The organism is Qipengyuania benthica (genome assembly GCF_030717865.1).
Lineage (GTDB): Bacteria > Pseudomonadota > Alphaproteobacteria > Sphingomonadales > Sphingomonadaceae > Qipengyuania > Qipengyuania benthica.
The window spans coordinates 82,432-107,788 of record NZ_JAVAIL010000006.1 but is presented as its reverse complement, the minus strand read 5'-3'; the positions used below and the strand labels follow the sequence as shown (position 1 = coordinate 107,788).

Here is a 25,357-nt window from a genome sequence, read left to right as displayed (position 1 = left end):
AGTTGTCGTCGACCGCGCCGTTTGAAGTTCCCGCTCGGCGGGTCTCGAAGAGCAGAGGGCGCTTGTTGGAGCCGGTCATCGCACCGTGCAGTATTGTAAGGGTGCAACCATTCCAGCAGCTTGCTAAGGGTAAACCAATGCGCACCGATCTCGATCATCTTCCTCCCAGCAAGCAGCGCGAACTGGAACGCGTTGTCGAGATCGTATTCGACGAGTTCGGCGATGCGCTGGCGCTTGCCAAACACGAGTGGAAGAAGAAGGCGCGAATCCTCAAGATCATCCTCTACGGCAGCTATGCGAGGGGAGGATGGGTCGACGAACCCCACACCGCCAAGGGCTACCGGTCGGACTACGACCTGCTCATCATCGTTAACGACAAGCGGATCGCCGATCGCGTCAAGTACTGGCTCAAGCTGGAAGAGCGGCTCGACCGCGAGCTGGCGATCACCGGCGCGCTGCGCACACCCGTCAATTTCATCGTCCACACCCTGCAGGAAGTGAACGATGGCCTGGCGCACGGACGCTATTTCTTCATGGATATCGCGAAGGACGGGATCGCGCTCTACCAGTGCGACGACACCGAACTGCATCAGCCAAAACCCAAGACGTCCGCGCAGGCACTGGCGATGGCGCAGGAGTACTTCGATGACTGGTATCCGAGCTCTAACCGCTTCAAAAAAGCAGCGGAATTTCTCATTGCGGAAGGTGGGCTGAAGGAAGCTGCGTTCAATATGCACCAATCAGCAGAACGCCTGTATCACTGCCTGCTGTTGGTCTGCACTTTCTACACCCCTCATAATCACAATCTCGGCTTCCTGCGCACCCAGGCCGAGCGGATTGATCCACGTCTGACGTATGTTTGGCCGCGAGAGACCAGACGCGACCGAGCTTGTTTCGAGAAGCTCAAGGAAGCCTATGTCAAGGCACGCTACTCGAAGCACTATCGGATCACGAAGGAAGAGCTTGAGTGGCTTGGCGCGCAGGTCGAAGAACTCGGCCGCGTGGTGCACGAGGTGTGTTCGGAGCGTCTCGAAGCGCTACGCTGCGAGGCGCTTTAATCAAAGTCAGAAAGGGCCACATTTCGTCCACTTTGCGCTCTCATTTACGGCCCCTTAAAGCGCGAAGTGCTGACTTCGATAGCGAGAGTGACTGAGCGAGGGCCGAACAACTCAGCATGATCGGTCGATTTAGCGGAATGGCGGAGCGAAGCCTAGCTGGAAGTGGCAAAAGTGAGCCGGGTCGAGAAAGACGTTAAGAAAGGACGTCAGCGTTAAAGCTCGGGCGCAGCCGCTATGCGCCTGCACTAATGGCGACAAATGTTGGTTTACGTTCGACATAAATGCCAAGTGTCAAGACACTATGGAAGAAGTTGAAGGTCTCAAACTCAAAAATATGATAATCGCCGTTGTCGTCAGTCAACTGCACACGGTCACTGCCGAGAGGTCCACCACGGGCGCGCGTACAATAATCGGCCACTTGGTCGAATGTGTCAGTTTCAGGGATCTTGGAGAAATGCGCTGCGAAAGCGCGTGATTGAATGAAATGTTTGCACGGCTTGGCCGGATCAAAGTCGCTAGCGCGTTTATCGGGATGCGGGTGCCCCGTAATCAGACCGACTATGGGGGTTTCCTGACCCCAAGTCTCAACACAGCGCCAGAATGTGGATGTGTTCGTATTCCCAAATTTTTGCGCCAAGAACTTTACGGAATCGATCGTGCGTTCGAGCGCGAGAGCTTCTTGCGTAAAGCGGTCTTGCAGGAACAACAGTCGACCAGCACCAAAGTTAGCTTCGCCTTCCAGTTCATCATGACATGATGGCACCAGCGTGTCCTTGTCATCCCCCAACATCGCACCTTCATGCCAAGGGAAGAGGCTGTGAGCGACCTCGTGCGCCTCATTCCAACGGTGCTTTGGCGTCGGCTCGTCCTTATCCAGCAAAATCCGGTTGTGCGCCGGGATGAACAGCGCGCGCAGGTCGAATTTTTTGACCACTTGGATCAGTTTTTGAGCTTTCAGCTTGAAATCATGCCCGCCCTTGCGGAACCGGTGTACGGTTTCTTGCAGCAGGCCTGGATCACTTGCCGAGTAATAGCCAAAGTCGATCTTAAGCAGCTCTCGCACTTGGTCTAGCCGCAAGGGTGGCTCTGGATTACCCAGATCTTTCAAAACGCGTTCTATGCGCCGGTTAATGTCAGCTTCGTTCCGGCTGCTCAGAATTTTGTTTTTTGCCACCCTTTTCGATACCTTTACTATTTCTCGCTCAAAACTGCGATTAAACCGTCGAGAGCCGCCTGTTCCTCAGGCGTCAGTCTGGAAATTGATTCTGATCTCGCCGCATATCGAACCGCTTCTTCGACATAGCTTACGTCTTTGGGCTGCGTCAGACCAGACAAGCCCATAAGCTTTTTCTGAGATACGCCCAAGACATTGGCCAACTGATATAAGGTTCGTGTCTCCGGCATATAATGCATATCTGTTTCAATACCTTCCAATTCGCTTAAATCGATATCCGCCTGCTCCGCCAATTGCTGGCGAGACAAGTTTTTCTGTCTGCGGCTGAGCTCAACAAATCGCTGCAAAGCGACCCGTGAATCATCAATCGGTTCGCTTTTCACGTCATCGTTTTCGAAGGTTGGATCGAGTGCAATCACGCCAGCACCAACTTCAGCACCAGCTTCAAGCTGAGCTTGCGATACGCACCACTCCTCTGTCACATTGATCTTCATGGTTGCTGTCCTTTCGTTATATACGCCTCCGCTTTCTCCGGTGTCAGTTCGAAATAGCGTAAGTTTTGATAATCTTTGTCAATCCTGAGGTCTTCCATGCCGACCTGGTTTGCGTAAAAGTTGTTCGCTTGCGGCAAAGAGTGCAGCCCAACCCGGCCTTGGAAGCCTTCTTCCTTGCTTAGCTCAATCGCTGCCCTGACCATGATCGAACCGCAGCCTGACAGCCGAGGCTCTTGCCCGATGATCTCTTTGCGGTTCCACGGCGCTGTTTCCAGATACTCAACGTAAACCAGATGTGCGGCTTGCTTGGCGTCGAGCTTCGCGCGGTGCGTCAAATCCGTAATCATCATCGCTTGGGTCATGTCATTGCACACAATCGAAAAGCACTGATTGGCGAGCAATCCCTCAATGGCTTGCAGCTTCCTGCGCCAATCCCAAAGACGGCTTTGCGGCCATTTGCTTCGAGCAACACCTTGGCCATGTAAAATCCGCAAACGATTGAGCAATTCAGGAAGCCATTCAACCTCCCAATCACCGAGGTTCTTGTCGGTAATGCCATCCCATAACTCAGCCGGCACAGCGCTTCTCGCTGTCGGGTTATAGAGCGAGATTGGCGAAATATCGGGCACCCTAGCAACGCTCATAGCATCATGATCTCCGACTTCTCTTTCGATGCCTCGTCCTCGAAAAATAGCTTTCCACCGTCTTCAATCCGCTCATCGACTTTCTGATAGAGCCTGATCGCTTGCCGAACGAGCTGCGTCTTACTCATCTGCTTTTTCTCACAAAGAGACTCAAGCGCGGCCATTTCCGCCTCTGTCAAATTCAATGTCATGGTCTTTTTAGACATGCGAATACCTCCGATTCCTTATCCATTGTGCATAATCCAGTGGATAATGTCAATATATTCTACCCATCTAATGGCTATTGACTAGCTAGATTTTGGCTAGTATGTTGGATTCGGACATGAGAAATTCAACCCAAATCTGATGGAGGGCAAAATGCCTAAGGCCGAAAAAAGCAGCGGAACTACGAAAATGAAGGACAAGAACATGAAATTCACGATCACAATGTGGGACGGAGCCGACTTCACCAACCCCGCTCAATTCAAGACCAAGACACCATCCGCGCGTCAGATTCTCAACGAGTTCGGCTTCATTCCGCCAGATGAGCATATCCTCCTGCACGCAAGCGATAGCGGCGTACTGGAAGAGATCGCGCTTGATCGCGAATTCGAGCTGGAAAAGGGAGCGGATGCAAAGTTCATCGCCTTCCGGTCTGATCGCTCCTTCAAGTTCGCACTGAACGAACGTCGCATGCCTTGGGGCGAAAGTGCGATCCCGATGGCGACTCTGAAGAGCGTCACAAGCACGCCCGACGATCAGGAATTCGTTCTTGAACGCAAAGATAAGCCTGACAAGGTGTTGGCGGATGATGATGTGGTGTCGCTCGACGACCCTGACCTGGAGCGGATTTACACCCGCCGCCGGGAATGGAAACTGAAGGTACAAGACGTTGTGTTGACCATCCTCACACCGACAATCGTCGTGAAAGACGCGTTGGTAAAAGCAGGTATCGATCCGACAACCGGATGGACCGCAGCGATCAAGTACAAAGATGCGCCGCGCGAAGCGATCACTCTCGATGGGATCATCGATCTGACGCGCAAAGGTATCGAGAAATTGTGGCTCCGGCCCAGCCATATACAAAATGGCGAGGCCATACCCTCTTTCCCACGCGCCTTTGCCTTGCGGGACGAGGACGAAGACTACTTGTCCAAAAGCGACTTGAAGCTCGAAACCGTCATCGAAGGAGGGCGGCGTTGGGCAATCTTGCGCGACTTTCCTCTGCCCTCAGGGTATACCTTTTCCGCCGCCGATATCGCCATTGAGGTGCCGCCTACATATCCCACCGCACAGCTCGATATGTTCTACTGCCACCCTCACTTGGCTCGGGTCTCCGGCGGGGCGATCCCCCAGACGCAATCCAGCCAGTCTATTGAAGGCAAGTCCTATCAGCGTTGGTCCCGTCACCGTACCGGCGCGACCACTTGGAAGCCGGAAAGCGACAGCATCATCACCCATATCGCGATCATCGCTGACGCGATTGCAAAAGAAGTCGGACAATGACGCTTGGGCCCACCCTTTCAATTACGACGAGCGACCATGCGGACTTGCAGCGGCATCTCTTCCCAGGTGATGGGCTCGAAGCCGCTGCCATTCTGATTTGCGGCCGCGCTGGTGCGAAACATGAACGCCTATGCGTGCACCGCGTTATCGATGTACCGTATAACGATTGCCCAACGCGCACGCCTGTTCAGTTGGTATGGCCAGGAGAATATCTCGAAACGGCAATCGATGCTGCCGACAAAATCGGCGGATCGATCATACTGATCCACTCTCATCCTGGCGGGCTTTTCGACTTTTCCCACATCGACGATGCGAGCGATGCTAGCGCCATTCCGGCACTCCGGCACGGGAGCGCAGACGAGGCGATCAAACATGGCTCCGCCATCATGGTTCCGGGTGGAGCTATCAAAGCCCGCCTTTATAATGCGCAAGGATCATTCGAGCCAGTGAAGCGCATTTATTCAATCGGAAATGACATTAAGGCCATCAACGAACCTGTAACGACAAACCCTCTCCCATTCTCATCTCAGATGACAGGCGCGCTTGGCCAGCTCACAGCTTGCGTCGTTGGTGCGTCTGGAACAGGTTCAATCGTTATCGAGAATCTGTGCCGGCGCGGCATCGGCAAGATCATCTTGATCGACTTCGATGTGATGAAGCACAAAAACCTAAACCGCATTCTCAACAGCACGATCGCTGACGCTGAGACCGAGCGCTACAAAACAGCAATGCTCAAAGAAGCCATCGCCACATACCGAACGGATATTGAAATCATCAGTATCGAGGCCCCGATTGAATCCGAAGAGGCGATCATCGCGGCGAGTGGCGGTGACGTGATATTCTCATGCGTCGATACGATGGAAGCGCGACACTATTGCGAGCTTATGTCGCGCGCCTTTGTAGCCCCTCTAATCGACGTCGGGGTCACGATTCCCACACGCCAATCCGCCAGCCAGGATGTTCGTATCGCGGATGTGTGTGGCCGCATCGACTATGTCCACCCCGATGGACCATCATTGACTGATCGAGGTGTCATTACACCCGAAGGTCTATACGCAGAATATCTTAGCCGCGTTGATCCTGACGCGTTGGCCCAGCAGCAAAAGGAAGGATATTTGAAAGGCTTTGCCGAAGAAGCGCCGTCGGTCCTCACGCTCAATATGATCGGTGCCGCCCTAGCGGTCGAAGAGTGGATGGCCCGGGTCTTCCCGTATCGCCACGACGCAAACGCAGAGCATAACCGCTTGTTTTTCTCGCTTGCTGGCCGCGAATTTGAATATGATCTCGCTGCATGCCAAGGACGTTCAGAACCTGATGCTCTAAGGGGCCGCGGACTTTTCTACCCGCTTCTCGGCCTCGTTCATGCCGCGTCGAATGAAAGAGCAGCTGCATGAATTTATTCAAAAGGTTTTGGCAATGGCTCTTTCCGAAGAAACCGAAACCCCGGCATGTGCATTTCGTCGAAGGCGATACACCTCCCAGCGTGATCGAAGGTAGGGATCTCATTGTCGCAAGGGAAGATGGAGAAGATTGGGCTGTTGCCTTCTTATGTCCCTGTGGTTGCGATGACAGATTAGAACTCGCTCTAATACCTGAAGTCCGACCAAACTGGAAACTCAGCGTTATCGGCGACAACCTTCCTACACTTTATCCTTCAGTCTGGCGCAAGGATGGTTGCCGCAGCCATTTTTGGCTTCGCGAAGGCTTGATCGTCTGGTGCAAAGAAGAGTCCCCTTCTTAAGGATTGTTGGCTCAATCTATTGAACCGAACCTAATAAGCCACGACTTCTTCACGTCAGATCATCTGACCGATAGTGATGGCGTGCGTCCGCTTTTTTCATCCAAGCAACTCATATCCGTCTGTCGGCAGTCGGCCTAATTTGAGAGCGATTATACCAACTTATAATTCAGCGGCCGGTCCTCGGGTCAGTATTTACCGGAACGCACTCTCTCAGTTTGACAAGCAAGGCGGACTAAGGCTCTCGCTTACCACTTCAGCTTAGCTGCCCTCTATCGCATGGGATCCGGAGCTCAACGTGATCAAATTATTTGGTTCGGAAGCAAACCAGGCGTAGCTGCCCCAAGCCATCCTGCCCACGGCCTTCCGGAAGGTGGCCGAACCGCGATCGAGGAAGGCGGTCACGAACGCGACATTCTTCGAACCGAAACCGGCTTGGTCAGCGATCCGGAGCAATGCTGCCTTGCGTGCTTCATTGACCGGACCGTCGGAATGAACAACTTCCACAAATACGAGCAGTGGGTGGGCAGGGCCCAAATCGACTAGAACAATGTCGGGCAAGCTCCTGTCAGCCGGGATCGTCAGTCCAATTGCTCGGGCGAGTTCGTCGTCTCTGGCGACAACCTTATTGCCACTTTCGCTGAGGGTGATCACGCCGGGCTTGACGAGAAAGGTCGGGGCGAAGACCTCGATCACTGCCTTGGAGATATCCGAACTCGGTCCTGCGGTCATGCGCCGCGTCTCCCCGTTCGGAAACGTGACCAACTGGTGATCCCCGCCGGCTGCAGCTCCACGCCGGACGATGGCGATACGTGCGAGCGCGCCTGCGTTCAGATGCTTTTTCTGCCAGGCAGAAATTCTGGCTTCCAGTGCTTCGGCGCTCAAGCCCGGGACGAGCAGCTCGGCAAAATCATTCTGGAGCGCATAGCGGCCCGCTGGTGACGTCGTCGCCAGTCCCGGCCGTTCGATGACCGCGCCGTTCTGTATTAGCGCGTAGCGGATCGTATCGTCGCGAATGGATTCCCGGGTGTTCACCGCGTACCAGCGTCCCGGGACATCGGCCTTGCTCGGCTTCATGGAATCCTGAGACCACTGTATGCGATCGGCATCGTCAGTGAGAGTCGCCTGAGTATCAGTCATCCGGGTTACCTGATCAGGCCGGATCCATCGCTCCGCACCTTCGACCGCACCCGCATACAGCATCACGAAAATGGTCTTGGCAGCGATTTCCCAGACGCAGTGCTCCCTGTTCGGCGAGCCATCCGGAAAAATGACAGGAAGGCGGCGGTGAATCTCATCCCAGGATGCAAGCGGCAGCAAACTCATGCTTTGAGGCCATAGCTCCGCCGCAGCGATTCTTCCAACCGTGCCCGTGATGCTCTACTGCCAACCAGCTGCTCGAATTCCGCCATTTCGGTGATCGCGGGCAGCGGAATGGCCTCGAGTTCGAATGCCGAAACGGCAACGCTGCCGCTGATACAGCGAAAAAGCTGGTCGACCACATCGCTGTTCAGCACTGCGGCGACTGTCGCCGGGCTGATCTTCGGTGACGGTCCGGGCCTTACCATGTTCAGGTGGTTTTCTACGATCACCCCGCCGTGCTGCTCGACAAACTCCAAGGGGAGCTCGGCAGCGATCAGCCTGCGCGCCTGTTCCTTTGCTGTCGTCCGCTGGACAAGCACTGAGGCCTCATCGACTACGAGCCAATCGTCACCCGGCTCGACCTTAAAAAAAGGAGCGTGGTTCTTCTTCAATGCGCGAAATACGAACTTGCCATTCGAAGTCACCGCTTCGGCCCAGATCAGGGGTAAGGACCCTCGGACCGCCCGTTCTCGAAGCTGCGATTTGAATCTGTTCCAGACAAGCGGACCGGTCGAAACGCGATAGCCCCAGTCCGACAATCGCGCGGGCATTCGCTCAGCGGCCGCAATGAGTTTGACATGGGCAGGTTGTCGCGGCGCCAGCCAGGGAGCACCGACGTCCTGCGGAAGCCCGACCTTTCCGTTCTTCGTCAGGCGCGCTTCGCGCTCATTGTCTACGTGAAGATAGTGAACCTGATACGGGCGCGGTTCTCCGCTTTTGCGGTAAAGCGCCAGCAGCGTTTCCTGCATGACATCTTCGAATACGCCGCGACGGGCGTGAACGAAGTCGATCGCTTCAGGCGGTGCTTCGGTTGCGAGCAGGCGGCGGAGTGCGCTGTAGTACTGTCCTCCCAAGACGCTCGTCGGCGTAAGGTAGGCGATTACCCCGCCGGCTTTGGTCCAGCGAAGGGCTATGTCCGTGAACACCCCGTAGAGGTTCGCATGGCCGTACAGACTGCGGGCGAAGAGACTGCGTTGCGCAGCCGAAAGTCGTACTCGCCCATAGGGCGGATTGCCAATGACGAGATCATAGGTGGGCGAAGGCGCGATTTCCAGCGTGTCGCACACCTTGATGAATTGAGGAGCGGGGCACCCGCTGGTCGCGGTTAGATCGGCCAGAAAGATTTCCAACGCCATCTGCGAAAGAGCAGCGGCATCGGAATCGATTTCCATCCCGGAAAGTCGCGCACCGAGCTGGGCTAGGATGAACGCAGGCTCGCTGCCTTCGAGCGCTTTGCGCATACGGGAGGCTGCCTCGAGCAAGAACGCACCGCCTCCGCTCGCCGGATCGAGTACTCGAGCGGTTGCCCAGTCGATGCCCCCTTCATCGGCCAGATCGACAAGACGCTTGCTGAGTGATGCAGGCGTGTAGAATGCGCCCAGCTCGCTCCGTTCCTCAGCGGGGAGCAGGGTGGTGTAGAGGCTGGTTAGAAAATGGCATCCCTCGAGCAGCGGAAGGTAAGCCGCTTCGCATCCGATTGATTCCGCGAGACGGCATGCCGTGGCGTCCAGTGCCGTATGATTGTCCGACGGAGAACTCGAGAGAACGAGCGAGGGAGAAATCGCAGCGGCAAATGCTTCCATCGCTGTTTGCGCGAACCAGGCGGCATGGGTCGATCGATCACTATCCTCTAGCGACTGCGCCCAAGCGCGTGCAGCCAGTCGCGCGCGTGCGAGCTCTTCGCGCTTCAATGCCAGCGCGTGCGTCGGTTCGCTACGGGAAACGGATCCCGGTTTCAGTGCTGAATTTGATCGCAACGAACCCTCCTTATGCCTGTGGGTAGCGGTTTTACCGCCAAAGAGAACCAACTTTATATGTTCTTGTTCTGTTCTCAATGCAATCTTGTTCTGCCTCATGAGGCGAAACCAAACGGTCAAAGGATCTGCACCTTGCAGGCTCAGCGGTCAGCCCTCTTGCGCTGGGGTCACCGGATGCGGCTCGCTACGCCCGGCTTACCTTTTCCGCGCTGCCGTTCGACACCTGCCAGTTCCTGTTGCGGTGCCCTGAAATCCTGTCTTCTTGATGTGCCTCAGAACGCGACCGGCCGTAGGTCGCGGTGTTCCGAGGCCTGGCATGAGCGTAGTTCCGATCCGATCCGAAGCATTGTCGCGCGGCGCGCGCATGCTGCGTACCGCTCTGGGCGGGGAGATCGCGGCCTGGCTTGAAGACCCGTCGGTGATCGAGGTCATGCTCAACCCGGACGGACGCCTCTGGATCGATCGGCTGGGCGAAGGCCTTGCGGCCACCGAGCGGACGATGAGCGCTGCCGACGGCGAGCGGATCGTCCGTCTGGTGGCGCACCATGTGGGAGCCGAAGTGCATGGCGGAGCGCCGCGCGTCTCCGCCGAATTGCCCGAGGGCGGCGAGCGCTTCGAGGGCCTGCTGCCACCGGTGGTCGCGGCGCCGAGCTTTGCCATTCGCAAACCTGCCGTCGCCGTGTTCACGCTCGACGATTATGTCGCGGCGGGGGCGATGGCTTCACAGCAAGCCGAGGCGCTTGCTGCCGCGGTTGCCGCGCGCAGGAATATTCTCGTCGCCGGCGGCACATCGACCGGCAAGACGACTCTCACCAATGCCCTGCTAGCCGAGGTCGCGTCATCAACCGACCGCGTGGTCCTGATCGAGGACACGCGCGAGCTCCAGTGCGCTGCCCCCAATCTCGTGTCGCTGCGGACCAAGGACGGCGTGGCTTCGCTGTCCGATCTCGTTCGTTCGGCGCTGCGGTTGCGGCCCGATCGCATCCCCATCGGCGAGGTGCGCGGCGCGGAAGCACTCGATCTGCTCAAAGCATGGGGCACCGGTCATCCCGGCGGGATCGGCACGATCCACGCCGGAACCGCGCTCGGCACGCTGAGACGGCTCGAGCAGCTGATCCAGGAGAGCGTGGTGACCGTGCCGCGCGCTCTCATCGCCGAGACCATCGACGTGATCGCGGTGCTGGTGCGCGACGGTACGGTACGGCGGCTTGCCGAACTGGCCGAGGTCCGCCCGCTCGATGCGCGGGGCAATTATGTGCTCGCGCCCCTTTGCCCAATCCAAGGAGATTCCCTGTGACCCACACTCTGTTACGGGCGCGCCCGCGCCTGCCTGCCTTGATTGTCTGTGGCATTGTCGCACTGGCAGTCGCCGCTCCAGCGCACGCCGCCGGCTCATCGATGCCGTGGGAGGCGCCGCTGCAGGCGATCCTGGAATCGATCCAGGGACCGGTTGCCAAGATCGTCGCTGTGATCATCATTATCGCGACCGGGCTGGCGCTCGCCTTCGGCGATACCTCGGGCGGCTTCCGGCGACTGATCCAGATCGTCTTCGGCTTGTCGATCGCCTTTGCCGCCTCGTCCTTCTTCCTGTCGTTCTTTTCGTTCGGCGGCGGAGCTCTGGTCTGATGGAAGACGGTGCATCCGGCCTGCCGCACGGCTTCGCCGTCCCGGTCCACCGGGCCCTGATCGAGCATATCCTGCTCGGCGGAGCGCCGCGCGGGCTCGCTATCGCCAATGCGACCCTGGCAGGCGCGATCGGGCTCGGCTTGCAGCTGTGGGTGGCCGGCATTGCCATATTCGCTGCCGGACACGTGCTCGCGGTCTGGGCCGCGCGGCGCGATCCCCAATTCGTCGATGTCGCGCGGAGGCATCTGCGCTTTCCCGCAAATTTCGAGGTCTGACGGATGTTCTCGCTTCGCGAATATCGGAACAACGCCGACCGGCTCAGCGACTTCCTGCCCTGGGCCGCGCTGGTGGCGCCGGGTATCGTCCTCAACAAGGACGGCAGTTTCCAGCGCACCGCACGCTTCCGAGGCCCGGACCTCGACAGCGCAACCCCTGCCGAGCTCGTTGCCACGACCGCGCGGCTAAACAGCGCGCTGCGCCGGCTCGGGTCGGGCTGGGCCATTTTCGTCGAAGCGGTGCGACGTCCGGCGCTGGGCTATCCAGTGTGCGACTTTCCCGATGAGGCGTCCGCCCTCGTCGAGCGCGAGCGCGCGGCGCAATTTGCCGAGGAAGGCGCGCATTTCGAAAGCCGCTATTTCCTTACGTTCGTGTGGCTTCCGCCCGCCGAAGACGGCGCGCGCGCTGAAAGCTGGCTCTACGAAGGCAAGACGCACAAGGGCGTGAACCCGCGCGAACTGCGCGATGGATTTGCCGATCGCACCGACCGGCTGCTCCGGCTGTTCGAAGGGCTCTTCCCCGAGATCGCGTGGCTCGATGACTGCGAGACGCTGACCTATCTGCATGGCTGCATCTCGACGCGCAGGCAAGAGGTGCGCGTCCCCGAAACGCCGATGCATCTCGATGCGCTGCTCGCCGACGAGCCGCTTGCCGGCGGTCTGGAGCCGCGCCTCGGCACGGCGCATCTGCGCACCCTGACCGTGGTCGGCTTTCCGAGCGCCACCTTTCCCGGCCTGCTCGATGAATTGAACGCGCAAGGGTTTGCCTATCGCTGGTCGACCCGTGCGATCATGCTCGACAAGACCGACGCTACACGCCTGCTCGGCAAGATTCGCCGCCAATGGTTCGCCAAGCGCAAGTCGGTTGCCGCCATCCTCAAGGAGGTGATGACAAACGAGGCCTCGGTGCTGGTCGACAGCGATGCGGCCAACAAGGCCGAGGACGCCGATACCGCCTTGCAGGAACTGGGTGCCGATCATGTCGGCATGGCGCTGGTTACCGCGACGATCACGGTCTGGGACGAGGACGCTGGGCTTGCTGCCGAAAAGCTGCGCCTGGTCGAGAAGGTTGTTCAGGGCCGCGACTTCACCTGCGTCACCGAAGGCATGAATGCGATCGAGGCATGGCTCGGCTCGCTTCCCGGACACGTCTACGCGAACGTCCGGCAGCCGCCCCTCTCGACGCTCAATCTGGCGCACATGATCCCGCTATCCGCCATCTGGGCGGGGCCGGAGCGCGACGATCACTTCGACGCGCCGCCGCTGTTCTACGCGCGGACCGAGGGCACGACCCCGTTTCGCTTCGCGCTCCATATCGGCGATGTCGGCCACGGCCTCGTCGTCGGCCCCACCGGTGCCGGCAAATCGGTGCTGCTCGCCTTCATGGCGATGCAGTTCCGCCGCTACACGGATGCGCAGATCTTCGCGTTCGATTTCGGCGGTTCCATCCGCGCCGCCGCGCTTGCCTGCGGCGGCGACTGGCAGGATCTGGGCTCAAGCCTTTCCGAAGACGTCGATGAAGGCGTCTCTTTGCAGCCGCTGGCGCGCATCGACGAGCCGGCGGAGATGGCTTGGGCCGCGAAGTGGCTCCAGGCGATCCTCGCATCCGAAGGCGTCCTGGTCGATCCGGCCAACAAGGAACACCTCTGGTCGGCGCTGACGTCGCTTGGCACCGCGCCGGTGGTCGAGCGCACGCTGACCGGCCTTTCCGTACTGCTCCAGTCGCAGCCGCTCAAGCAGGCGTTTGCGCCCTATTGCATCGGCGGACCGTTCGGGCGGCTGCTCGATGCCGAATGCGAGCGGCTTGGCGACGCGCGCTTCCAGGCCTTCGAGACCGAGGGTCTGATCGGCTCGGCTGCCGCGCCTGCCGTCCTCTCCTATCTCTTCCACCGCATCGAGGGACGGCTCGACGGGTCGCCAACGATGATCATCATCGACGAGGGCTGGCTGGTGCTCGACAGTCCCGGCTTCGCCGGTCAGCTGCGCGAGTGGCTCAAGACCCTGCGCAAGAAGAACGCGAGCGTCGTCTTCGGGACCCAGAGCCTTGCCGATGTCGAGAGTTCGGCGATCGCGCCCGCCATCATCGAGAGCTGTCCGACCCGCATTTTCCTGCCCAACGAGCGCGCGATCGAGCCGCAGATCCTCAGCATCTACCGGCGCTTCGGACTGAACGACCGGCAGATCGAGATCCTCAGCCGGGCGACGCCCAAGCGCGACTATTACTGCCAGTCGGCGCGCGGCAATCGTCTGTTCGAACTGGGACTGGGAGAGGTCGCGCTCGCCTTTGCCGGAGCATCCTCGAAAGGCGATCAGCTCGCCATTGCCCGCCTTGTCGAAAGCGAGGGCGCGGCCGGTTTCGCGGCCGCATGGCTGCGGCATCGCGGCCACGAATGGGCTGCGCAGCTGCTTGGCGCTGAGACACCATCTACCGTTCAACCCAGCCTCCCGGAAGGAGCAATCCCATGACCTCGCACCGATCACTCAGAACCCTTGCCATGACGGCAGCGCTCGGCATCGCCGGCGTGACCGCGTTCGCATCGACGCCCGCACAGGCACAGTTCGGCGGGATCGTCTACGATCCGTCCAACTACGCCCAGAACGTGCTCACCGCGGCGCGCACGCTCGAGCAGATCAACAATCAGATTCGGATGCTGCAGAACCAGGCGAATTCGCTGATCAACGAAGCGAGGAATCTCGAACGGCTGCCGACCGACATTATCCAGCCATTGCAGGACCAGATCCGGCAGACCCAGCAGCTTCTCAACCAGGCCCAGCGCATCGCCTATGACGTGGGCGAGATCGAGGCGGCGTTCGAGGCCCAATACAGGAATGTCCCGCTGGGCGCTTCCCAGCAGACCATGGTCGATGGTGCGGAAACGCGCTGGAAGAACAGTATCGCCGGCTTCGAGGACGCGCTGAAGGTGCAGGCGAGCGCGGTCGCCAATATCGAAGGCTCGCGCGAGGCGATCGGCACGCTGGTCGGCGCGAGCCAGTCCGCCGCGGGCGCGCTGCAAGCAGCCCAGGCCGGAAACCAGCTGCTCGCCCTGCAGGCGCGCCAACTGGCCGATCTGACCGCAACGCTCGCGGCAGCGAGCCGGGCGCAGGCGCTCGATGCGGCCGAGCGCGCTACAGCCAAGGCCCAGGCGCGCGAACAGCTGAGGCGCTTCCTCGCGACCCGGCCGCGCTACCTGCCCGGCGGATCGAGGTGATCCGCCATGGACGGCAAACTCCTTGCGCGGATCGGTGCGGCCGTTTTCGTCGGTATCGCGGTCGCCATGACCCTCGTGCAGCTGCACGAGGAGCCTGAGCCGCGCGTGGAAGAGGCAGCGGCCATCTGGATCCCGGATGGCGATCCCTTGCCGGCCCAGCTCAGGGCCTGCGCCCAGATGGGCGAGCTGGCGCTGTCCTCATCCGATTGCCGGGCAGCCTGGGCAGAGAAACGCCGCCGCTTCTTCGGTGTCGAGCATCCCGAACCCTATCCCGAGCCGGCCTTCCCGGACGCACCGATGTCGAGGGACAACTGAGATGGGCGGGACCGGCGTCGTCGATCGCTTCCTCGCGATATTTTCACGCTACATCGACAGCGGCTTCGGGCTGTTGTCGGGCGAGGTCGCATTCATCGCGACCACGTTGATCGTGATCGACTTGACGCTGGCCGCCCTGTTCTGGAGCTGGGGCGAGCAGGACGACATCATCGCCCGGCTGGTGAAGAAGACGCTCTTCGTCGGGATCTTCGCCTATATCATCGGCAACTGGAGCGCGCTCGCCAACATCGTGTTCACCAGTTTCGCCGGTCTTGGCCTCAAGGCGAGCGGCTCCGGGCTTGGTGCTGCGGACCTCCTGCAGCCGGGCCGGGTCGCGCAGGTCGGTATCGATGCCGCTTGGCCACTGCTTGAGTCCATGCAGGATCTGCTCGGCTATGTGAGTTTCTTCGAGAACTTCCTGCAGATCGTCATCCTGCTCGTCGCATGGGCGGTGATCATCATCGCGTTTTTCATCCTGGCGATCCAGCTGTTCGTCACACTCATCGAGTTCAAGCTCACGACGCTTGCAGGTTTCGTGCTCATTCCTTTCGGCCTGTTCGGCAAGACCGCCTTCATGGCCGAGCGCGTGCTCGGCAATGTGGTCTCCTCGGGGATCAAGGTGCTGGTGCTCGCCGTGATCATTGGCATCGGCTCGACCCTCTTCGCCGAGTTCACCAGCGCTATTCCGGGCGAGCCGACCATCGAGGATGCGCTCGCCATCGTGCTTGCCAGCCTGACCCTTCTCGGCCTCGGCATCTTCGGCCCCGGTATTGCCAACGGGATCGTCGCGGGCGGGCCGCAACTGGGTGCCGGCGCGGCGGCCGGGACTGCCCTTCTCGCAGGTGGTGCGGCGGTTGGCGGCGTCGCCGGGGCCAAACTGGCCGGCGGTGCGGTTGCCAGCGCTACCTCTTCGGTCGCGCGCGGCACCTCGCGCGCTGCGGGCGGTGCGACCATGGCCTATGCCACGGGTTCGGCGGGCAGGAGCGGCGGAGCAGCTGTTGCGGGCGGTATGGCCGGTGTCGGGCGCGCCGCGGGCGGCGCTGCGATGTCCCCGCTGCGCGCCGCAACCGCCAGTGCCCGCGGCAATTTCCGGGAGGGTGCGCGATCGGCGGTCGGTCACATGGGCGGGCGTATCGTGCCGGCCCCGGGTTCCCCGCCTTCCGATAGCGGACTGGCAGCGGGCAGCGAGGGCCCGCCATCCTGGGCCAGATCCATGAAGCAGCGCCAGAGCCTCGGCCACTCCGCCTCGCTCGCCGCGCACACCGTGCGCGCCGGTGACGGCCACGGAGCGGGATCATCGGTAGACACACGAGAAAAGGACTGACGGCAAATGTTCAAACGCCCTTCCACCCGGTACGGCAAGACGCCGCAGGCAGAGACGCCATACCAGCGCGCGGCGCAGGTCTGGGACGACCGCATCGGTTCGGCACGGGTCCAGGCGAAGAGCTGGCGCTACGCCTTTTTCGGCGCGCTCGGCTTGTCGGCGGCGCTGACCGGCGGTCTCATCTGGCAGAATGCGCGCGGGACCATTGTTCCCTGGGTGGTCGAGGTCGACAAGCTGGGCGAAGCGCGCAGCGTCGCGCCTGCCGATGCCGCCTTTCGTCCAACCGATCCGCAGATTGCTTTCCATATCGCGAGCTTCATCGAGAACGTCCGGTCCATTCCTGACGATGCCATCGTCGTGCGCGAGAACTGGCTGCGCGCGTACGACTTTACGAGCGATCGCGGCGCGCTCGCGCTTAACGAGTATGCGCGCGCCAACGATCCCTTCGCAGTGGTCGGCCGCGAACAGGTAGCGGTCGAGGTTACCAGCGTGATCCGTGCATCGGCGAAGAGTTTCCGCGTCGCCTGGGTCGAGCGCCGCTACCGCGACGGTGCGCTTGCCGAGACGAGCCGCTGGACGGCGATCCTCGGCATCGCCGTCCAACCACCGCGCGATCCCGATGCGCTGACCCGCAATCCGCTCGGCATTTTCGTCACGTCCATCAACTGGTCAAAGGAGCTCGGCTGATGTTCCGCCCGCGCACACTCATTCGTTCCAACCTCATCGGCATTCTCTCGCTAGCAGTCGCCGCGCCCGCGTCGGCGACTCCTGCCCCCCAGTCGCGGGCGGCTGCGGCGGCAGTGCGCGCGATCGTGCAGATGCCGCCAAGCGCTGTCCTGTCATTCCTGGCCAAAGACTCCTCCCCATCGCGGCAGGCCTCCCCCACTGCCGCGCGCCGCTCCCCTGCCTCTGACCCCGAGGGGCATGTGGGGGCGGCGAACGATGCCGCCCGTATCCAGCCCGAGGATGCCGGTTTCCAGAACGCGATCCAGCGCTATGCCTATAGCGAAGGCGCATTGTTCCAGGTCTATGCCAAGCCGGGGCAGGTAACCGACATCGCCTTGCAGGAAGGCGAGACGCTGGTCGGCCCCGGGCCGGTCGCCGCGGGCGATACCGTGCGCTGGATGATTGGCGACACGATCAGCGGTCGCGGCGCGACTGCCAGGGTGCATATTCTCGTCAAGCCGACCCGGCCCGATATCGCGACCAACCTCGTGATCAACACCGACCGGCGCACCTACCATGTCGAACTGCGTGCCAGTCCTCGCATCTACATGGCTTCGGTCAGCTGGATATATCCCCAGGACGAGCTGATCGCCCTGCGGCAGGCCGAAGCCGAGGCGGCGCGCGCCGCACCCGTGGCAGGCGGCTTCACGCTCGAAAGGCTGAACTTTTCATACCGGATATCGGGCGACCGGCCCGAATGGCGTCCGCTTCGCGTGTTCGACGACGGGCAGCGCACGCTCATAGAATTTCCGCCGGACATCGCGCAGGGTGAAATGCCGCCCTTCTTCATAGTTGGCGAGGACGGCGAGGCCGAGCTCGCCAATTACCGTGTGTCCGGTCGCTACATCATCGTCGATCGCTTGTTCGAACGAGCGGAGTTGCGCCTTGGCGCCGGTCGCAGACAGGTGAAGGTCCAGATCAGCAATCGCACGCGGTCCCGGTCATGACCGAGCAAACCGTCGATCAGCATCCGGACGATGCCGAGAAGATCGTCCGCCTGCGCGGTGAAGGCCCGCGCGTCGTGCGGCTCTCGCGCAAGGCCGTCGCCCTTGCCAGCGCCGCCGCATTGGGCCTTGTGGGAGCAGCCTTGCTCTTCGCGCTGCAACCAGCATCGCAGGAGCAGGGCGAAGAGGTCTTCAACACCGCGGGCATCGCTGTAGCCGACGGTCTCGCATCGGCACCGCAGGACTACTCGCAGGTGCCAAGGCTGGGGCCCCCGCTGCCCGGCGATCTCGGCCGACCGATACTCGACGCGCAGGACCGGGGAGCCGTTGCCGCATTGCCGCCTGTGGGCGCCCAGCCACCTCCGCCGCCGCAGGCGATCAGCCCCGAAGAGGCTCGCCGCCAGCGTCTCGAGCAGGAGCGCGACGCGGCGAGGGGCAGCCGCCTGTTCTTTGGCGGTAGCGCTCGTCCGGCCGCCCCTGGTCCCGCAGCCGCTGCGGAAACCGTAGCGGCAAGCGCTCCATCGACGATCAAGCCATCTACATCGCCTGCCTTTCTCGATCGCCCGGCAGAGCAGCGCACGGCTTCCGCGCGGAGCCTCGTACCGTCACCATCCACTGCTGTCTTGCAGGCCGGTTCGATGATACCGGCCGCGCTCATTACGGGAATTCGTTCCGACCAGCCCGGCCTGGTGACCGCGCAAGTGACCGAGAATGTTTACGACAGTTTTTCGGGGCGCCGCCTGCTGATCCCGCAGGGCGCGCGGCTGATCGGCGACTATGCGTCCGATGTCGGCTTCGGGCAGCGCCGCGTCCTGCTCGCCTGGAACCGCCTCATCCTGCCCGATGGTCGTTCCATCGTTCTGGATCGCCAACCCGCCGCTGATGCTTCGGGCTATGCCGGGCTCGAGGACGAAGTCGACTATCACTGGGCCGGGGTGGCCAAGGCCGCGCTCGTCTCGACCCTGCTTGGCGTTGGCAGCGAACTTGGTTCGGGCGGTGAAAGCGATCTCGTTCGCGCGCTGCGCCGCGGCAGCCAGGAAAGCGTAAACCGTACCGGGGAGCAGATCGTCGCGCGCGAGCTCGATATTCGCCCGACGCTCACCATCCGCCCCGGCTACCCCGTGCGGGTACTGGTGACGCGCGACATCGTCCTGGAGATGGGAGCATGACCCGTTTGAAGCTGTCCGATATTTCCGATGAAAAGCCGGTCCGGCTGTCGATCGAAATCCCAGCCCGTCTGCACCGCAGGCTGGTTGATTACGGCATCGTTCTCAACGGCGGAGTGACCAAGGACGCGCCGCAACCAGCCGCGCTTGTCGCGCCCATGCTGGAACGGTTCATCGCCAGCGACCGTGAATTTTCAAAGGCAAGGCGGAAGGTGAGGTCGGCCGAAAACAGCAGCACCTGACCGGTCGCCGTCGCCGCGTCGACAGTCCCGTAGTCTTGGCTATTCCCCTGCGAATTAACGCAATATACAATGCACCCGCGCGAGTGTTGCTGAAGACCGGGTGTCGGTACGTATGTCCAGGCGGTTCGCTAAAGGTATCGATGTGCCTGCCAACAGGTGCTTTCATCGCCCGGTTTCGTGCTCGGGGCTCCGCGCCAACTTATAATGCGATTATAAGTTGGCGGTGTCCCTGGCGCCTCGCCACTCTTGCATTTGCGACTGATTGAGTCGCGAAACCAGCAAGAGGAATGAAAGATGAAAGAGTTCGAAGAAAACCACGATGAAGTCATCGACCTCGGCAAGGCCTCGGTCGAAACCAAGGGCGCCGTCGGCTTCTATATCGATGCCAGCGGCGGACAGTTGGCCAACAGCCCGGGTCTGCTCGACGACTGATCCCCCGGCGGGCTGTGGCGGCCAACTTTACCGCCTGGCCCGCCGATCCGGGCTTTCAACCGATGGACCTCAACCGCGAAGGCCTCGCCTGGCGCGTTCTGGATGATCACATCATCTTTCTCGACGTGGCGAAGGACCGTTACTTTCGACTGTCCGAGGAAGACAATCGAGAATGCGTCGAACAACTCGGCCGGAATTCGAAAGAGCTTTGGCACCAGCCTGACTGCCTTGCACGGCCTGCGGACTGGAGTGCCCCGAGCCGGTCAAGTCCGGCGATCGGCCGGCACGATTTCAGTCTTCCTGCGATTGCAAAGGCGTTCTGGACCCAGCGCCGCGTCGAAGCGCGGCTCTCGAAGTTCCCTCTGGCGGTCGTTCTTTCTCAATTGCGTAGCGTGGTAGAAAGGAGGTCGGAGAAACGGACCGAGATCAGCGAGAAAGGTCTCCGATATATTGGCGCCTTCGAGGATGCACGGTTGTTGCGCACTGCAGCCGACCGCTGCCTCGCCCACTCGATCGCGCTCGCAGCTTGCCTCGCGGCATGCGGTGACCGGGCCCGGGTTGTTCTCGGCGTCCATTCGCCGCCTTTCGCTGCTCATTGCTGGGCGCAGCACGCGGACACCGTCCTGAACGACAATATCGAGGAAGTGCTGCGCTATCAGCCGATCCTGGTGGTATGAAACCGCTTCGGTTTATCCTTGCCGTTCCCCGCCGCGCGGCAAACTATTCCCTACCCTCGATTGTGGAAACCCCGGAACAGGTTTGTACCGCTGTTCCCGCCTTATGGTGTGACAGCGAGACGCCTTGGCATTTCGCGAACGGGCGATGCTGCGTGATCGGCGTTGTATTTTCGCGAGGCACGTTCCGCCGGCTCTCCTCAGTCGTCGAGCCGGTGCCGGATTGCACCACTGCTGGCGCTACAGCCAGATATCTCGTCACCAAGGTTTGGGGTGGATACTTTGCGATAATCGAGGACCGCAGCAAGGGGCACATCGGTTTGCTTGTCGATCCGTCCGGGCTGCTGCCGGTCTACCATCTCGCCACGCCGGATCATGATCTGTACGCGAGCGACCCGCGCCTGTTTGCGCGAAGCGGTACGCCAGGTCCACCGGTGTCATACCTCGCGCTACACGCTCATCTGCTCAAGCCTGAACTTCGCCGCCGCGTAACCTGCCTCGAAGGCGTTGAAGAGCTCGCGCCTGGCGTGCTGCATCTTCCCGGCATGCCCGAAGAACCGCCTCAAGCGATCTGGCACGCAGCCGACTTTCTACCGAGCGCGCAAATCCTGGATTTTGAAGAGTATGCCGACCAGTTGAAGGGTCTGAGCACCGCGGTAATCCAATGCTGGAGCGAAAGCTTGGGCAAGGCCAGCGTGGCTGCATCGGGAGGTGTCGATTCGTCTCTCATCTGTGCGGCTCTGTCTCATGCTGACCAGCGCTTCGATTGCGTGACCCTTGCGACTTTGGATCCTACGGGTGACGAGCGCATCTACGCCCGCCGCGTCGCGGACTGGTTCGATGTGCGGTGCGCCGAGCGGGTGTACGACCCTGGTGGCGTCGGCAGGAAGACCGATCAGAGCGCGGGGGCGGGATCGACGAGCTCTGCCCGAGATTGAAGTGAGGCCGTGTGCCAGCAGCGCGCTGGTTGCTTCGATATCCTGCAGAACACCTCTTGCCAGAGGACGACGAACACTGAACGTCTTGGGAACCCGATCCACCATCGCCAGGACTGCCTTACCCGCAGCCACGAAACGGGAACGCCCATCGAGATCTTGAAAATAGCAGAGTGACGGCTCGTCAAAAACGCACCCTTCGCCCGGGATCACCATGCGCATATTGGCGGTTCCCAGATCGATAGCGAGATCCGGCTTTTGTCGCCGCGCGAAAGAATGGAAATTGAACATTTCAGGATGATAGGCCCCCCGGACGGGAATGTCGCTGGCATTTATCCGAGCAGGCGAAGCCTTACCCAGAATTTGACGATACCGAATTTTTGGCGCACATATTCCGAATGGTATTTCCGCGTTGCCAGAAGCGTCACTTCAATCATGCAGGCCAGCTGCCCGCACGGGCGCGCGCCTCGTCTCGATCGCAATAGGCGGGTTCGGGACGAGGCTCCCGAACCATCATTAGCCCCGGCCGCGCGATCTTCGCCTGGCCTCATTGCGAGAAATTACCATGTCGAAATCAATCGCCGGCGAAAAGCCGGAAATTTACCTCGTCGATAGTGAAGCCGATGCCTTGTCGGAATTGGCGATGGCCGCTGAGGCGAGCTACCCTGAAGTGACCAAAAAGCTTTTCGAGGAAATCGATCGCGCGATAATTCACAGGCGTGACGACCTTCCAGCGCATGTTGTGACGATGGGCTCCCGCGTCGAATTTATCGACGAAGGCTCCGGCGCCAGTCGGACCGTCGAACTGGTCTGGCCCCGCCAGGCCAACCTGGAAGAAAATCGCTTGTCCGTGATGACTTTGGTCGGAGCGGGACTGATCGGCATGCAGGAAGGCACCTCGATCGAGTGGCCGGACAGGACCGGTCACGTTCGACGGTTGCGGATCGCTAAGGTGAGTCAGCCTGTCCAAGGCGAAGAGGCTGCGTGAATCTTGATGGTAGGGCACAGGTGAACACCTGCAGCTCTTATCTGTATCGACACTCCGCATCGGTACATAGACACAGTGAAAGGGCTGAAGCGTGATGGATATGCCGGACTCTTAGAATACTGACAGAGGCAACCTATGGCACAGCCGCGGACACGCGCCCTCAGCGAAGTTCTCGATCAACTGGAAAATGCGGTTGATGGCGACTCTACTTCCGTTCGTGATGTTGTGGAACAGCTCGGTCGGAAGTCGTTCGCTTCCCTCATGCTGGTCTTTTCATTGAAATCGAAATCGCCAGCGAGCGCCATTCTGGGTGTCACGGCAGGTGGCGGCGCTCGTCTTTACTCTGGTAATCCAGATGATCATTGGAAGAAAGACGGTATGGCTACCCGAGTTCGTGGGCCGGAAACGCCTCTCGACCGCCAAACTCTGCAAGGCGTCCGCTGGCTGCGCCGTCCAGTACATTTCGTCGAACGGTTTCTGAAGCCGCGCTTCACAATCTTGCTTCACCGGCCTTGGATTTTCTACCGCTCTTTCTTATACTTGCGCTGACCCTATTCATGCCCTTCATGGAGATCGTGCCTACCTCCGGCTCGATCGCATCGGCGGTTATCGCGCTTTTTGCAGCGGGCCTATTGACGCGAGACGGTGCGCTTATGCTGTTCGCTCTGTTTCTGCTGTCAGGAATATCGCTGGCAATCTAGCATTTCGGGCTTGCACCATGACCAAGAGTGTAGCCGGGCTTCCAACGAGTTCGCGTCCATGGCTCCTAATGAGCTTCCTGACAGCGCTGTGGCTCCTCGCACTATATCTCGGTGGCGTGCAGTCCGATCTGGATCTTCGCATTTTTCTAGCTTTACATCTCGGCGAACAGAGTTCGCTGGTGAAGTTGGCATGGGCGATCACTTGGCTCGGTAACTGGTTGGTACTAGTTCCGATCGGATTGTCGGCGGCTGGTTGGCTTTTTCTGTAAGGTCAAAAATCGGATGCGTTTGTCTTGCTTGCGACGATCGCTGAGGTTCGTATCTTTGTTGCGCTTCAAAAGATTCTATTCAATTGCGCCCGACCAGATTTCGGGCAATGGATGGCGGAATATTCTGCCGGCTTTCCGAACGCACATGCGGCCAATTCGACCGTAACATTCTTGCGTTTGCGATCCTCCTGACAAAGTCGCGGTTAGCGATCCTAATTGCAGTGGTGCTAGCAGCCGTCGTTGGGTTGAGCCGTATTGTTCTCGGCGTTCACTGGCCGACCGACGTCATCGGCGGTTGAGCATTCGCCGGGCTCGCCTTGTTCCTCTTCTCGAAATTCCGTGATGGGCAGAACCGGTGAACAATTGCGACGGAAAGCTTGATTTCGGAAGGCAGTTTACAGTAACTTAGTGTCTCGCCGACAACGGCGGATTGTAGGGCGCAACGCTGCCAATCCGGGCAGTGGCTTCGGCCTACGCTCGCCGGTTGCATCAAGCTTGGACGCAAAGAATCCGTGTTAGATGAGCGTTCCAGTCGCCAAGGGCCTGGATCTTCTCGTTTTTCCAGTCGTGGCGTTGATAGACGCCAGCCACCCCGGCGCGCGAGCCGCTGACGTGGTTAAGCACCGCTTCGGTCACCTCGAATCGTACGCCCAGCCGCTGGAAATTCGTCGCCAAGGTTCTTCGCAGATCGTGTAGGCGCCACGGAGGCAGCGGTTCGCCTTCGCGCTCCTCGATGACGCTGTCCAGCTTCACCTTGCCCTTGTGATAGCCGGTAAAGCGCGCGCCGCTCGCTGTCGCAAACGCACGGCCCTTGCGCGGCCATTTCTCGCCGCCGACCAAAGCATCGAGTTCGGCAATTGCAAGCTGGTTCAGTGGAATCGTGTTGGGTTCCTTGTTCTTTGTTCGCTGACTGGGCAGCGTCCAAACCCGCTCTCGCCGGTCCAGTTCCTGCCACTGCATGCCGCATACCTCTTCGCGTCGTTGCCCGGTAGTGATCAGCAAGCGGACGATCGGCCCGAAGCAAGGATGGCAATCAGGAGTCGCATTCCAGATCAAGCGCAATTCATCGTCCGTTAGCCAGCGATCCCTTGGCCTTACTGGCGGTGGCGTTTCCATTCCTTCCATCGGGCTGCGGTCGAGATCGCCGCGGCTGACGGACCACCGGAACAGGCGGCGCATGACGGCGAAGACATTGCGCCGGTTTGCAATCTGCTCGTCTGGCATCTGGTCGAGAACGCATACGATATCTGCCCTGGTAATCGAAGGTAGCGGCTTCTTAAGGAGAACTGGTTCAAGATGAAGCCTGACCACACGCTCGACCAGACGACGCCATCCTTCGCCTTTGCAGGAACGGGTGAAATGCCGCGCGTAATTGTCGAACGCCAGATCGATTGCCTCCCGACGCCTCTGTTTGTCAGCCTCCACAGGATCGATGCCCTGCCCGACGAGCAGGAGAAGACGTTCGGCCTCCGAGCGGGCGGTTGTAGGTGTCCATGGAGAGCCATGTCCGCCGATCGTATATCGCCGTGCGATTGTCTCACGCCCTCCCATCCTAAATTGAAGGACGTAAGAGATACTTCCTGAAGGAGTGATCTTGGCACCAAACCCCTTAAGATCAGTATCCCAAAGGAATTGGCTCGAGCTGCCAGCCTCAAGCGAATCTATCGATTTTTTCGTGATTTTTCCTGTTGCCATCCGAAACCTCGTGTCCCTTTTCTGGCAATCACCGGGTAATCACGCAAGCGGAAAAAGGAGCGAAATGGAGGCTATTCTGGCGTAAGCCGATTCATCTAAGTGCTTGGTAATACAAGAATATCGT

29 protein-coding genes and 1 pseudogene are annotated in these 25,357 nt (G+C 60.2%); 22 read left to right on the top strand and 8 right to left on the bottom strand.

Features of this window, described 5'->3' with window-relative positions:
* Positions 1-137 precede the first annotated feature (137 nt).
* Positions 138-1,058 (top strand): HEPN domain-containing protein, encoded by a 921-nt coding sequence (locus tag Q9K01_RS14560; protein WP_305930843.1) that lies wholly within the window; start codon positions 138-140, stop codon positions 1,056-1,058.
* A 232-nt stretch (positions 1,059-1,290) separates the two neighbouring features.
* Here the strand turns inward: Q9K01_RS14560 and Q9K01_RS14555 are convergent, their stop codons facing one another.
* From Q9K01_RS14555 to Q9K01_RS14540, 4 genes are read right to left on the bottom strand one after another with little or no spacing between them, the layout of a single operon-like run.
* Positions 1,291-2,232, bottom strand: coding sequence for a hypothetical protein (locus Q9K01_RS14555; protein WP_305930842.1), 942 nt, complete (start codon positions 2,230-2,232; stop codon positions 1,291-1,293).
* A 17-nt stretch (positions 2,233-2,249) separates the two neighbouring features.
* Positions 2,250-2,726 (bottom strand): helix-turn-helix domain-containing protein, encoded by a 477-nt coding sequence (locus Q9K01_RS14550; RefSeq protein WP_305930841.1) that lies wholly within the window; start codon positions 2,724-2,726, stop codon positions 2,250-2,252.
* Positions 2,723-3,355 (bottom strand): GNAT family N-acetyltransferase, encoded by a 633-nt coding sequence (locus Q9K01_RS14545; protein ID WP_305930840.1) that lies wholly within the window; start codon positions 3,353-3,355, stop codon positions 2,723-2,725. Before Q9K01_RS14545 ends, Q9K01_RS14550 begins: the two co-directional genes overlap by 4 nt.
* Positions 3,356-3,366: 11 nt before the next feature.
* Positions 3,367-3,576 (bottom strand): ribbon-helix-helix protein, CopG family, encoded by a 210-nt coding sequence (locus Q9K01_RS14540; RefSeq protein ID WP_305930839.1) that lies wholly within the window; start codon positions 3,574-3,576, stop codon positions 3,367-3,369.
* A 187-nt stretch (positions 3,577-3,763) separates the two neighbouring features.
* Between Q9K01_RS14540 and Q9K01_RS14535 the strand changes: the two genes are divergently transcribed.
* From Q9K01_RS14535 to Q9K01_RS14525, 3 genes are read left to right on the top strand one after another with little or no spacing between them, the layout of a single operon-like run.
* Positions 3,764-4,855 carry a multiubiquitin domain-containing protein gene (locus tag Q9K01_RS14535; protein WP_305930838.1) on the top strand — a complete coding sequence of 364 codons (1,092 nt, stop codon included), beginning with the start codon at positions 3,764-3,766 and terminating at the stop codon, positions 4,853-4,855.
* Positions 4,852-6,249, top strand: a complete 1,398-nt coding sequence (locus Q9K01_RS14530) for a ThiF family adenylyltransferase (RefSeq protein WP_305930837.1) — start codon at positions 4,852-4,854, stop codon at positions 6,247-6,249. The genes Q9K01_RS14535 and Q9K01_RS14530 overlap by 4 nt, the downstream gene beginning before the upstream one ends.
* A complete protein-coding gene (locus Q9K01_RS14525; protein ID WP_305930836.1) occupies positions 6,246-6,596 on the top strand; it encodes a ubiquitination-like system serine protease family protein in 351 nt (116 codons plus the stop codon). The genes Q9K01_RS14530 and Q9K01_RS14525 overlap by 4 nt, the downstream gene beginning before the upstream one ends.
* Positions 6,597-6,854: 258 nt before the next feature.
* Here the strand turns inward: Q9K01_RS14525 and Q9K01_RS14520 are convergent, their stop codons facing one another.
* Both Q9K01_RS14520 and Q9K01_RS14515 read right to left on the bottom strand, forming a co-directional pair.
* Positions 6,855-7,919 (bottom strand): BsuBI/PstI family type II restriction endonuclease, encoded by a 1,065-nt coding sequence (locus Q9K01_RS14520; RefSeq protein ID WP_305930835.1) that lies wholly within the window; start codon positions 7,917-7,919, stop codon positions 6,855-6,857.
* Complete coding sequence (locus Q9K01_RS14515) at positions 7,916-9,811, bottom strand: HsdM family class I SAM-dependent methyltransferase (protein WP_305930834.1); 1,896 nt, start codon at positions 9,809-9,811, stop codon at positions 7,916-7,918. Before Q9K01_RS14515 ends, Q9K01_RS14520 begins: the two co-directional genes overlap by 4 nt.
* Before the next feature lie 217 nt (positions 9,812-10,028).
* Between Q9K01_RS14515 and trbB the strand changes: the two genes are divergently transcribed.
* The 14 genes from trbB (at position 10,029) to Q9K01_RS14445 (ending at position 21,583) form a co-directional block, all read left to right on the top strand.
* A complete protein-coding gene (trbB, locus tag Q9K01_RS14510) occupies positions 10,029-11,009 on the top strand; it encodes a P-type conjugative transfer ATPase TrbB (RefSeq protein WP_305930833.1) in 981 nt (326 codons plus the stop codon).
* An 8-nt stretch (positions 11,010-11,017) separates the two neighbouring features.
* The gene (locus Q9K01_RS14505; protein ID WP_305930870.1) at positions 11,018-11,338 is read left to right on the top strand and encodes a TrbC/VirB2 family type IV secretion system protein; all 321 of its coding nucleotides are present in this window, start codon (positions 11,018-11,020) and stop codon (positions 11,336-11,338) included.
* Positions 11,338-11,613, top strand: coding sequence for a VirB3 family type IV secretion system protein (locus tag Q9K01_RS14500; protein ID WP_305930832.1), 276 nt, complete (start codon positions 11,338-11,340; stop codon positions 11,611-11,613). Before Q9K01_RS14505 ends, Q9K01_RS14500 begins: the two co-directional genes overlap by 1 nt.
* Before the next feature lie 3 nt (positions 11,614-11,616).
* On the top strand, positions 11,617-14,079 hold the full coding sequence (gene trbE / locus Q9K01_RS14495; protein ID WP_305930831.1) for a conjugal transfer protein TrbE: 2,463 nt from the start codon (positions 11,617-11,619) through the stop codon (positions 14,077-14,079).
* Entirely contained in the window at positions 14,076-14,822 is a 747-nt protein-coding gene (gene trbJ / locus Q9K01_RS14490; protein ID WP_422785331.1) for a P-type conjugative transfer protein TrbJ, read from the top strand. The genes trbE and trbJ overlap by 4 nt, the downstream gene beginning before the upstream one ends.
* Positions 14,823-14,828: 6 nt before the next feature.
* The gene (gene trbK-alt, locus Q9K01_RS14485) at positions 14,829-15,137 is read left to right on the top strand and encodes a putative entry exclusion protein TrbK-alt (RefSeq protein ID WP_305930830.1); all 309 of its coding nucleotides are present in this window, start codon (positions 14,829-14,831) and stop codon (positions 15,135-15,137) included.
* A gap of 1 nt (position 15,138) precedes the next feature.
* Complete coding sequence (gene trbL, locus Q9K01_RS14480; protein WP_305930829.1) at positions 15,139-16,461, top strand: P-type conjugative transfer protein TrbL; 1,323 nt, start codon at positions 15,139-15,141, stop codon at positions 16,459-16,461.
* A 6-nt stretch (positions 16,462-16,467) separates the two neighbouring features.
* Positions 16,468-17,148 carry a conjugal transfer protein TrbF gene (trbF, locus tag Q9K01_RS14475; protein WP_305930828.1) on the top strand — a complete coding sequence of 227 codons (681 nt, stop codon included), beginning with the start codon at positions 16,468-16,470 and terminating at the stop codon, positions 17,146-17,148.
* Positions 17,148-18,134 (top strand): P-type conjugative transfer protein TrbG, encoded by a 987-nt coding sequence (gene trbG, locus Q9K01_RS14470; RefSeq protein WP_305930827.1) that lies wholly within the window; start codon positions 17,148-17,150, stop codon positions 18,132-18,134. Before trbF ends, trbG begins: the two co-directional genes overlap by 1 nt.
* A complete protein-coding gene (locus Q9K01_RS14465; protein WP_305930826.1) occupies positions 18,131-19,300 on the top strand; it encodes a TraB/TrbI/VirB10 family type IV secretion system protein in 1,170 nt (389 codons plus the stop codon). The genes trbG and Q9K01_RS14465 overlap by 4 nt, the downstream gene beginning before the upstream one ends.
* Positions 19,297-19,539 carry a DUF2274 domain-containing protein gene (locus Q9K01_RS14460; protein ID WP_305930825.1) on the top strand — a complete coding sequence of 81 codons (243 nt, stop codon included), beginning with the start codon at positions 19,297-19,299 and terminating at the stop codon, positions 19,537-19,539. The genes Q9K01_RS14465 and Q9K01_RS14460 overlap by 4 nt, the downstream gene beginning before the upstream one ends.
* 294 nt (positions 19,540-19,833) lie before the next feature.
* Positions 19,834-19,971, top strand: a complete 138-nt coding sequence (locus tag Q9K01_RS14455) for a benenodin family lasso peptide (protein ID WP_305930824.1) — start codon at positions 19,834-19,836, stop codon at positions 19,969-19,971.
* A gap of 62 nt (positions 19,972-20,033) precedes the next feature.
* Positions 20,034-20,648: a lasso peptide biosynthesis B2 protein gene (locus tag Q9K01_RS14450; protein ID WP_305930823.1), complete on the top strand. Its 615-nt coding sequence runs from the start codon at positions 20,034-20,036 to the stop codon at positions 20,646-20,648.
* The gene (locus Q9K01_RS14445) at positions 20,645-21,583 is read left to right on the top strand and encodes an asparagine synthase-related protein (RefSeq protein ID WP_422785330.1); all 939 of its coding nucleotides are present in this window, start codon (positions 20,645-20,647) and stop codon (positions 21,581-21,583) included. The genes Q9K01_RS14450 and Q9K01_RS14445 overlap by 4 nt, the downstream gene beginning before the upstream one ends.
* Here Q9K01_RS14445 and Q9K01_RS15505 read toward each other — a convergent pair.
* Positions 21,572-21,796: pseudogene (locus Q9K01_RS15505) on the bottom strand (rod shape-determining protein); the annotation flags it as partial. The gene Q9K01_RS14445 and the pseudogene Q9K01_RS15505 sit on opposite strands and share 12 nt — an antisense overlap.
* Before the next feature lie 349 nt (positions 21,797-22,145).
* Between Q9K01_RS15505 and rnk the strand changes: the two are divergent.
* The 4 genes from rnk (at position 22,146) to Q9K01_RS15495 (ending at position 23,837) form a co-directional block, all read left to right on the top strand.
* Positions 22,146-22,568: a nucleoside diphosphate kinase regulator gene (gene rnk / locus Q9K01_RS14440; RefSeq protein WP_305930821.1), complete on the top strand. Its 423-nt coding sequence runs from the start codon at positions 22,146-22,148 to the stop codon at positions 22,566-22,568.
* 135 nt (positions 22,569-22,703) lie between these two features.
* The gene (locus tag Q9K01_RS14435) at positions 22,704-23,117 is read left to right on the top strand and encodes an exopolysaccharide biosynthesis protein (protein ID WP_305930820.1); all 414 of its coding nucleotides are present in this window, start codon (positions 22,704-22,706) and stop codon (positions 23,115-23,117) included.
* Positions 23,081-23,269: an exopolysaccharide biosynthesis protein gene (locus Q9K01_RS15500; protein ID WP_422785329.1), complete on the top strand. Its 189-nt coding sequence runs from the start codon at positions 23,081-23,083 to the stop codon at positions 23,267-23,269. The genes Q9K01_RS14435 and Q9K01_RS15500 overlap by 37 nt, the downstream gene beginning before the upstream one ends.
* Positions 23,270-23,645: 376 nt before the next feature.
* The gene (locus Q9K01_RS15495) at positions 23,646-23,837 is read left to right on the top strand and encodes a phosphatase PAP2 family protein (protein WP_422785328.1); all 192 of its coding nucleotides are present in this window, start codon (positions 23,646-23,648) and stop codon (positions 23,835-23,837) included.
* Positions 23,838-24,027: 190 nt separating this feature from the next.
* Here Q9K01_RS15495 and Q9K01_RS14430 read toward each other — a convergent pair whose 3' ends face one another.
* Entirely contained in the window at positions 24,028-25,233 is a 1,206-nt protein-coding gene (locus Q9K01_RS14430; RefSeq protein WP_305930819.1) for a tyrosine-type recombinase/integrase, read from the bottom strand.
* Positions 25,234-25,357 lie beyond the last annotated feature (124 nt).

Bases quoted from the DNA above. Each gene is read 5' to 3' on its own strand.
- Q9K01_RS14465 (WP_305930826.1), top strand. From the start codon at position 18,131: ATGACCGAGCAAACCGTCGATCAGCATCCGGACGATGCCGAGAAGATC.
- trbE (WP_305930831.1), top strand. From the start codon at position 11,617: ATGTTCTCGCTTCGCGAATATCGGAACAACGCCGACCGGCTCAGCGAC.
- Q9K01_RS14525 (WP_305930836.1), top strand. From the start codon at position 6,246: ATGAATTTATTCAAAAGGTTTTGGCAATGGCTCTTTCCGAAGAAACCG.
- Q9K01_RS14455 (WP_305930824.1), top strand. From the start codon at position 19,834: ATGAAAGAGTTCGAAGAAAACCACGATGAAGTCATCGACCTCGGCAAG.
- Q9K01_RS15495 (WP_422785328.1), top strand. From the start codon at position 23,646: ATGGATGGCGGAATATTCTGCCGGCTTTCCGAACGCACATGCGGCCAA.
- Q9K01_RS14550 (WP_305930841.1), bottom strand. From the start codon at position 2,726: ATGAAGATCAATGTGACAGAGGAGTGGTGCGTATCGCAAGCTCAGCTT.
- Q9K01_RS14535 (WP_305930838.1), top strand. From the start codon at position 3,764: ATGAAGGACAAGAACATGAAATTCACGATCACAATGTGGGACGGAGCC.
- trbB (WP_305930833.1), top strand. From the start codon at position 10,029: ATGAGCGTAGTTCCGATCCGATCCGAAGCATTGTCGCGCGGCGCGCGC.
- Q9K01_RS14520 (WP_305930835.1), bottom strand. From the start codon at position 7,919: ATGAGTTTGCTGCCGCTTGCATCCTGGGATGAGATTCACCGCCGCCTT.
- trbK-alt (WP_305930830.1), top strand. From the start codon at position 14,829: ATGGACGGCAAACTCCTTGCGCGGATCGGTGCGGCCGTTTTCGTCGGT.
- Q9K01_RS14530 (WP_305930837.1), top strand. From the start codon at position 4,852: ATGACGCTTGGGCCCACCCTTTCAATTACGACGAGCGACCATGCGGAC.
- Q9K01_RS14430 (WP_305930819.1), bottom strand. From the start codon at position 25,233: ATGGCAACAGGAAAAATCACGAAAAAATCGATAGATTCGCTTGAGGCT.
- Q9K01_RS14500 (WP_305930832.1), top strand. From the start codon at position 11,338: ATGGAAGACGGTGCATCCGGCCTGCCGCACGGCTTCGCCGTCCCGGTC.
- Q9K01_RS14435 (WP_305930820.1), top strand. From the start codon at position 22,704: ATGGCACAGCCGCGGACACGCGCCCTCAGCGAAGTTCTCGATCAACTG.
- rnk (WP_305930821.1), top strand. From the start codon at position 22,146: ATGTCGAAATCAATCGCCGGCGAAAAGCCGGAAATTTACCTCGTCGAT.
- Q9K01_RS14540 (WP_305930839.1), bottom strand. From the start codon at position 3,576: ATGTCTAAAAAGACCATGACATTGAATTTGACAGAGGCGGAAATGGCC.
- Q9K01_RS14515 (WP_305930834.1), bottom strand. From the start codon at position 9,811: ATGAGGCAGAACAAGATTGCATTGAGAACAGAACAAGAACATATAAAG.
- trbL (WP_305930829.1), top strand. From the start codon at position 15,139: ATGGGCGGGACCGGCGTCGTCGATCGCTTCCTCGCGATATTTTCACGC.
- Q9K01_RS14460 (WP_305930825.1), top strand. From the start codon at position 19,297: ATGACCCGTTTGAAGCTGTCCGATATTTCCGATGAAAAGCCGGTCCGG.
- trbF (WP_305930828.1), top strand. From the start codon at position 16,468: ATGTTCAAACGCCCTTCCACCCGGTACGGCAAGACGCCGCAGGCAGAG.
- Q9K01_RS14560 (WP_305930843.1), top strand. From the start codon at position 138: ATGCGCACCGATCTCGATCATCTTCCTCCCAGCAAGCAGCGCGAACTG.
- Q9K01_RS14450 (WP_305930823.1), top strand. From the start codon at position 20,034: ATGGACCTCAACCGCGAAGGCCTCGCCTGGCGCGTTCTGGATGATCAC.
- trbJ (WP_422785331.1), top strand. From the start codon at position 14,076: ATGACCTCGCACCGATCACTCAGAACCCTTGCCATGACGGCAGCGCTC.
- trbG (WP_305930827.1), top strand. From the start codon at position 17,148: ATGTTCCGCCCGCGCACACTCATTCGTTCCAACCTCATCGGCATTCTC.
- Q9K01_RS14445 (WP_422785330.1), top strand. From the start codon at position 20,645: ATGAAACCGCTTCGGTTTATCCTTGCCGTTCCCCGCCGCGCGGCAAAC.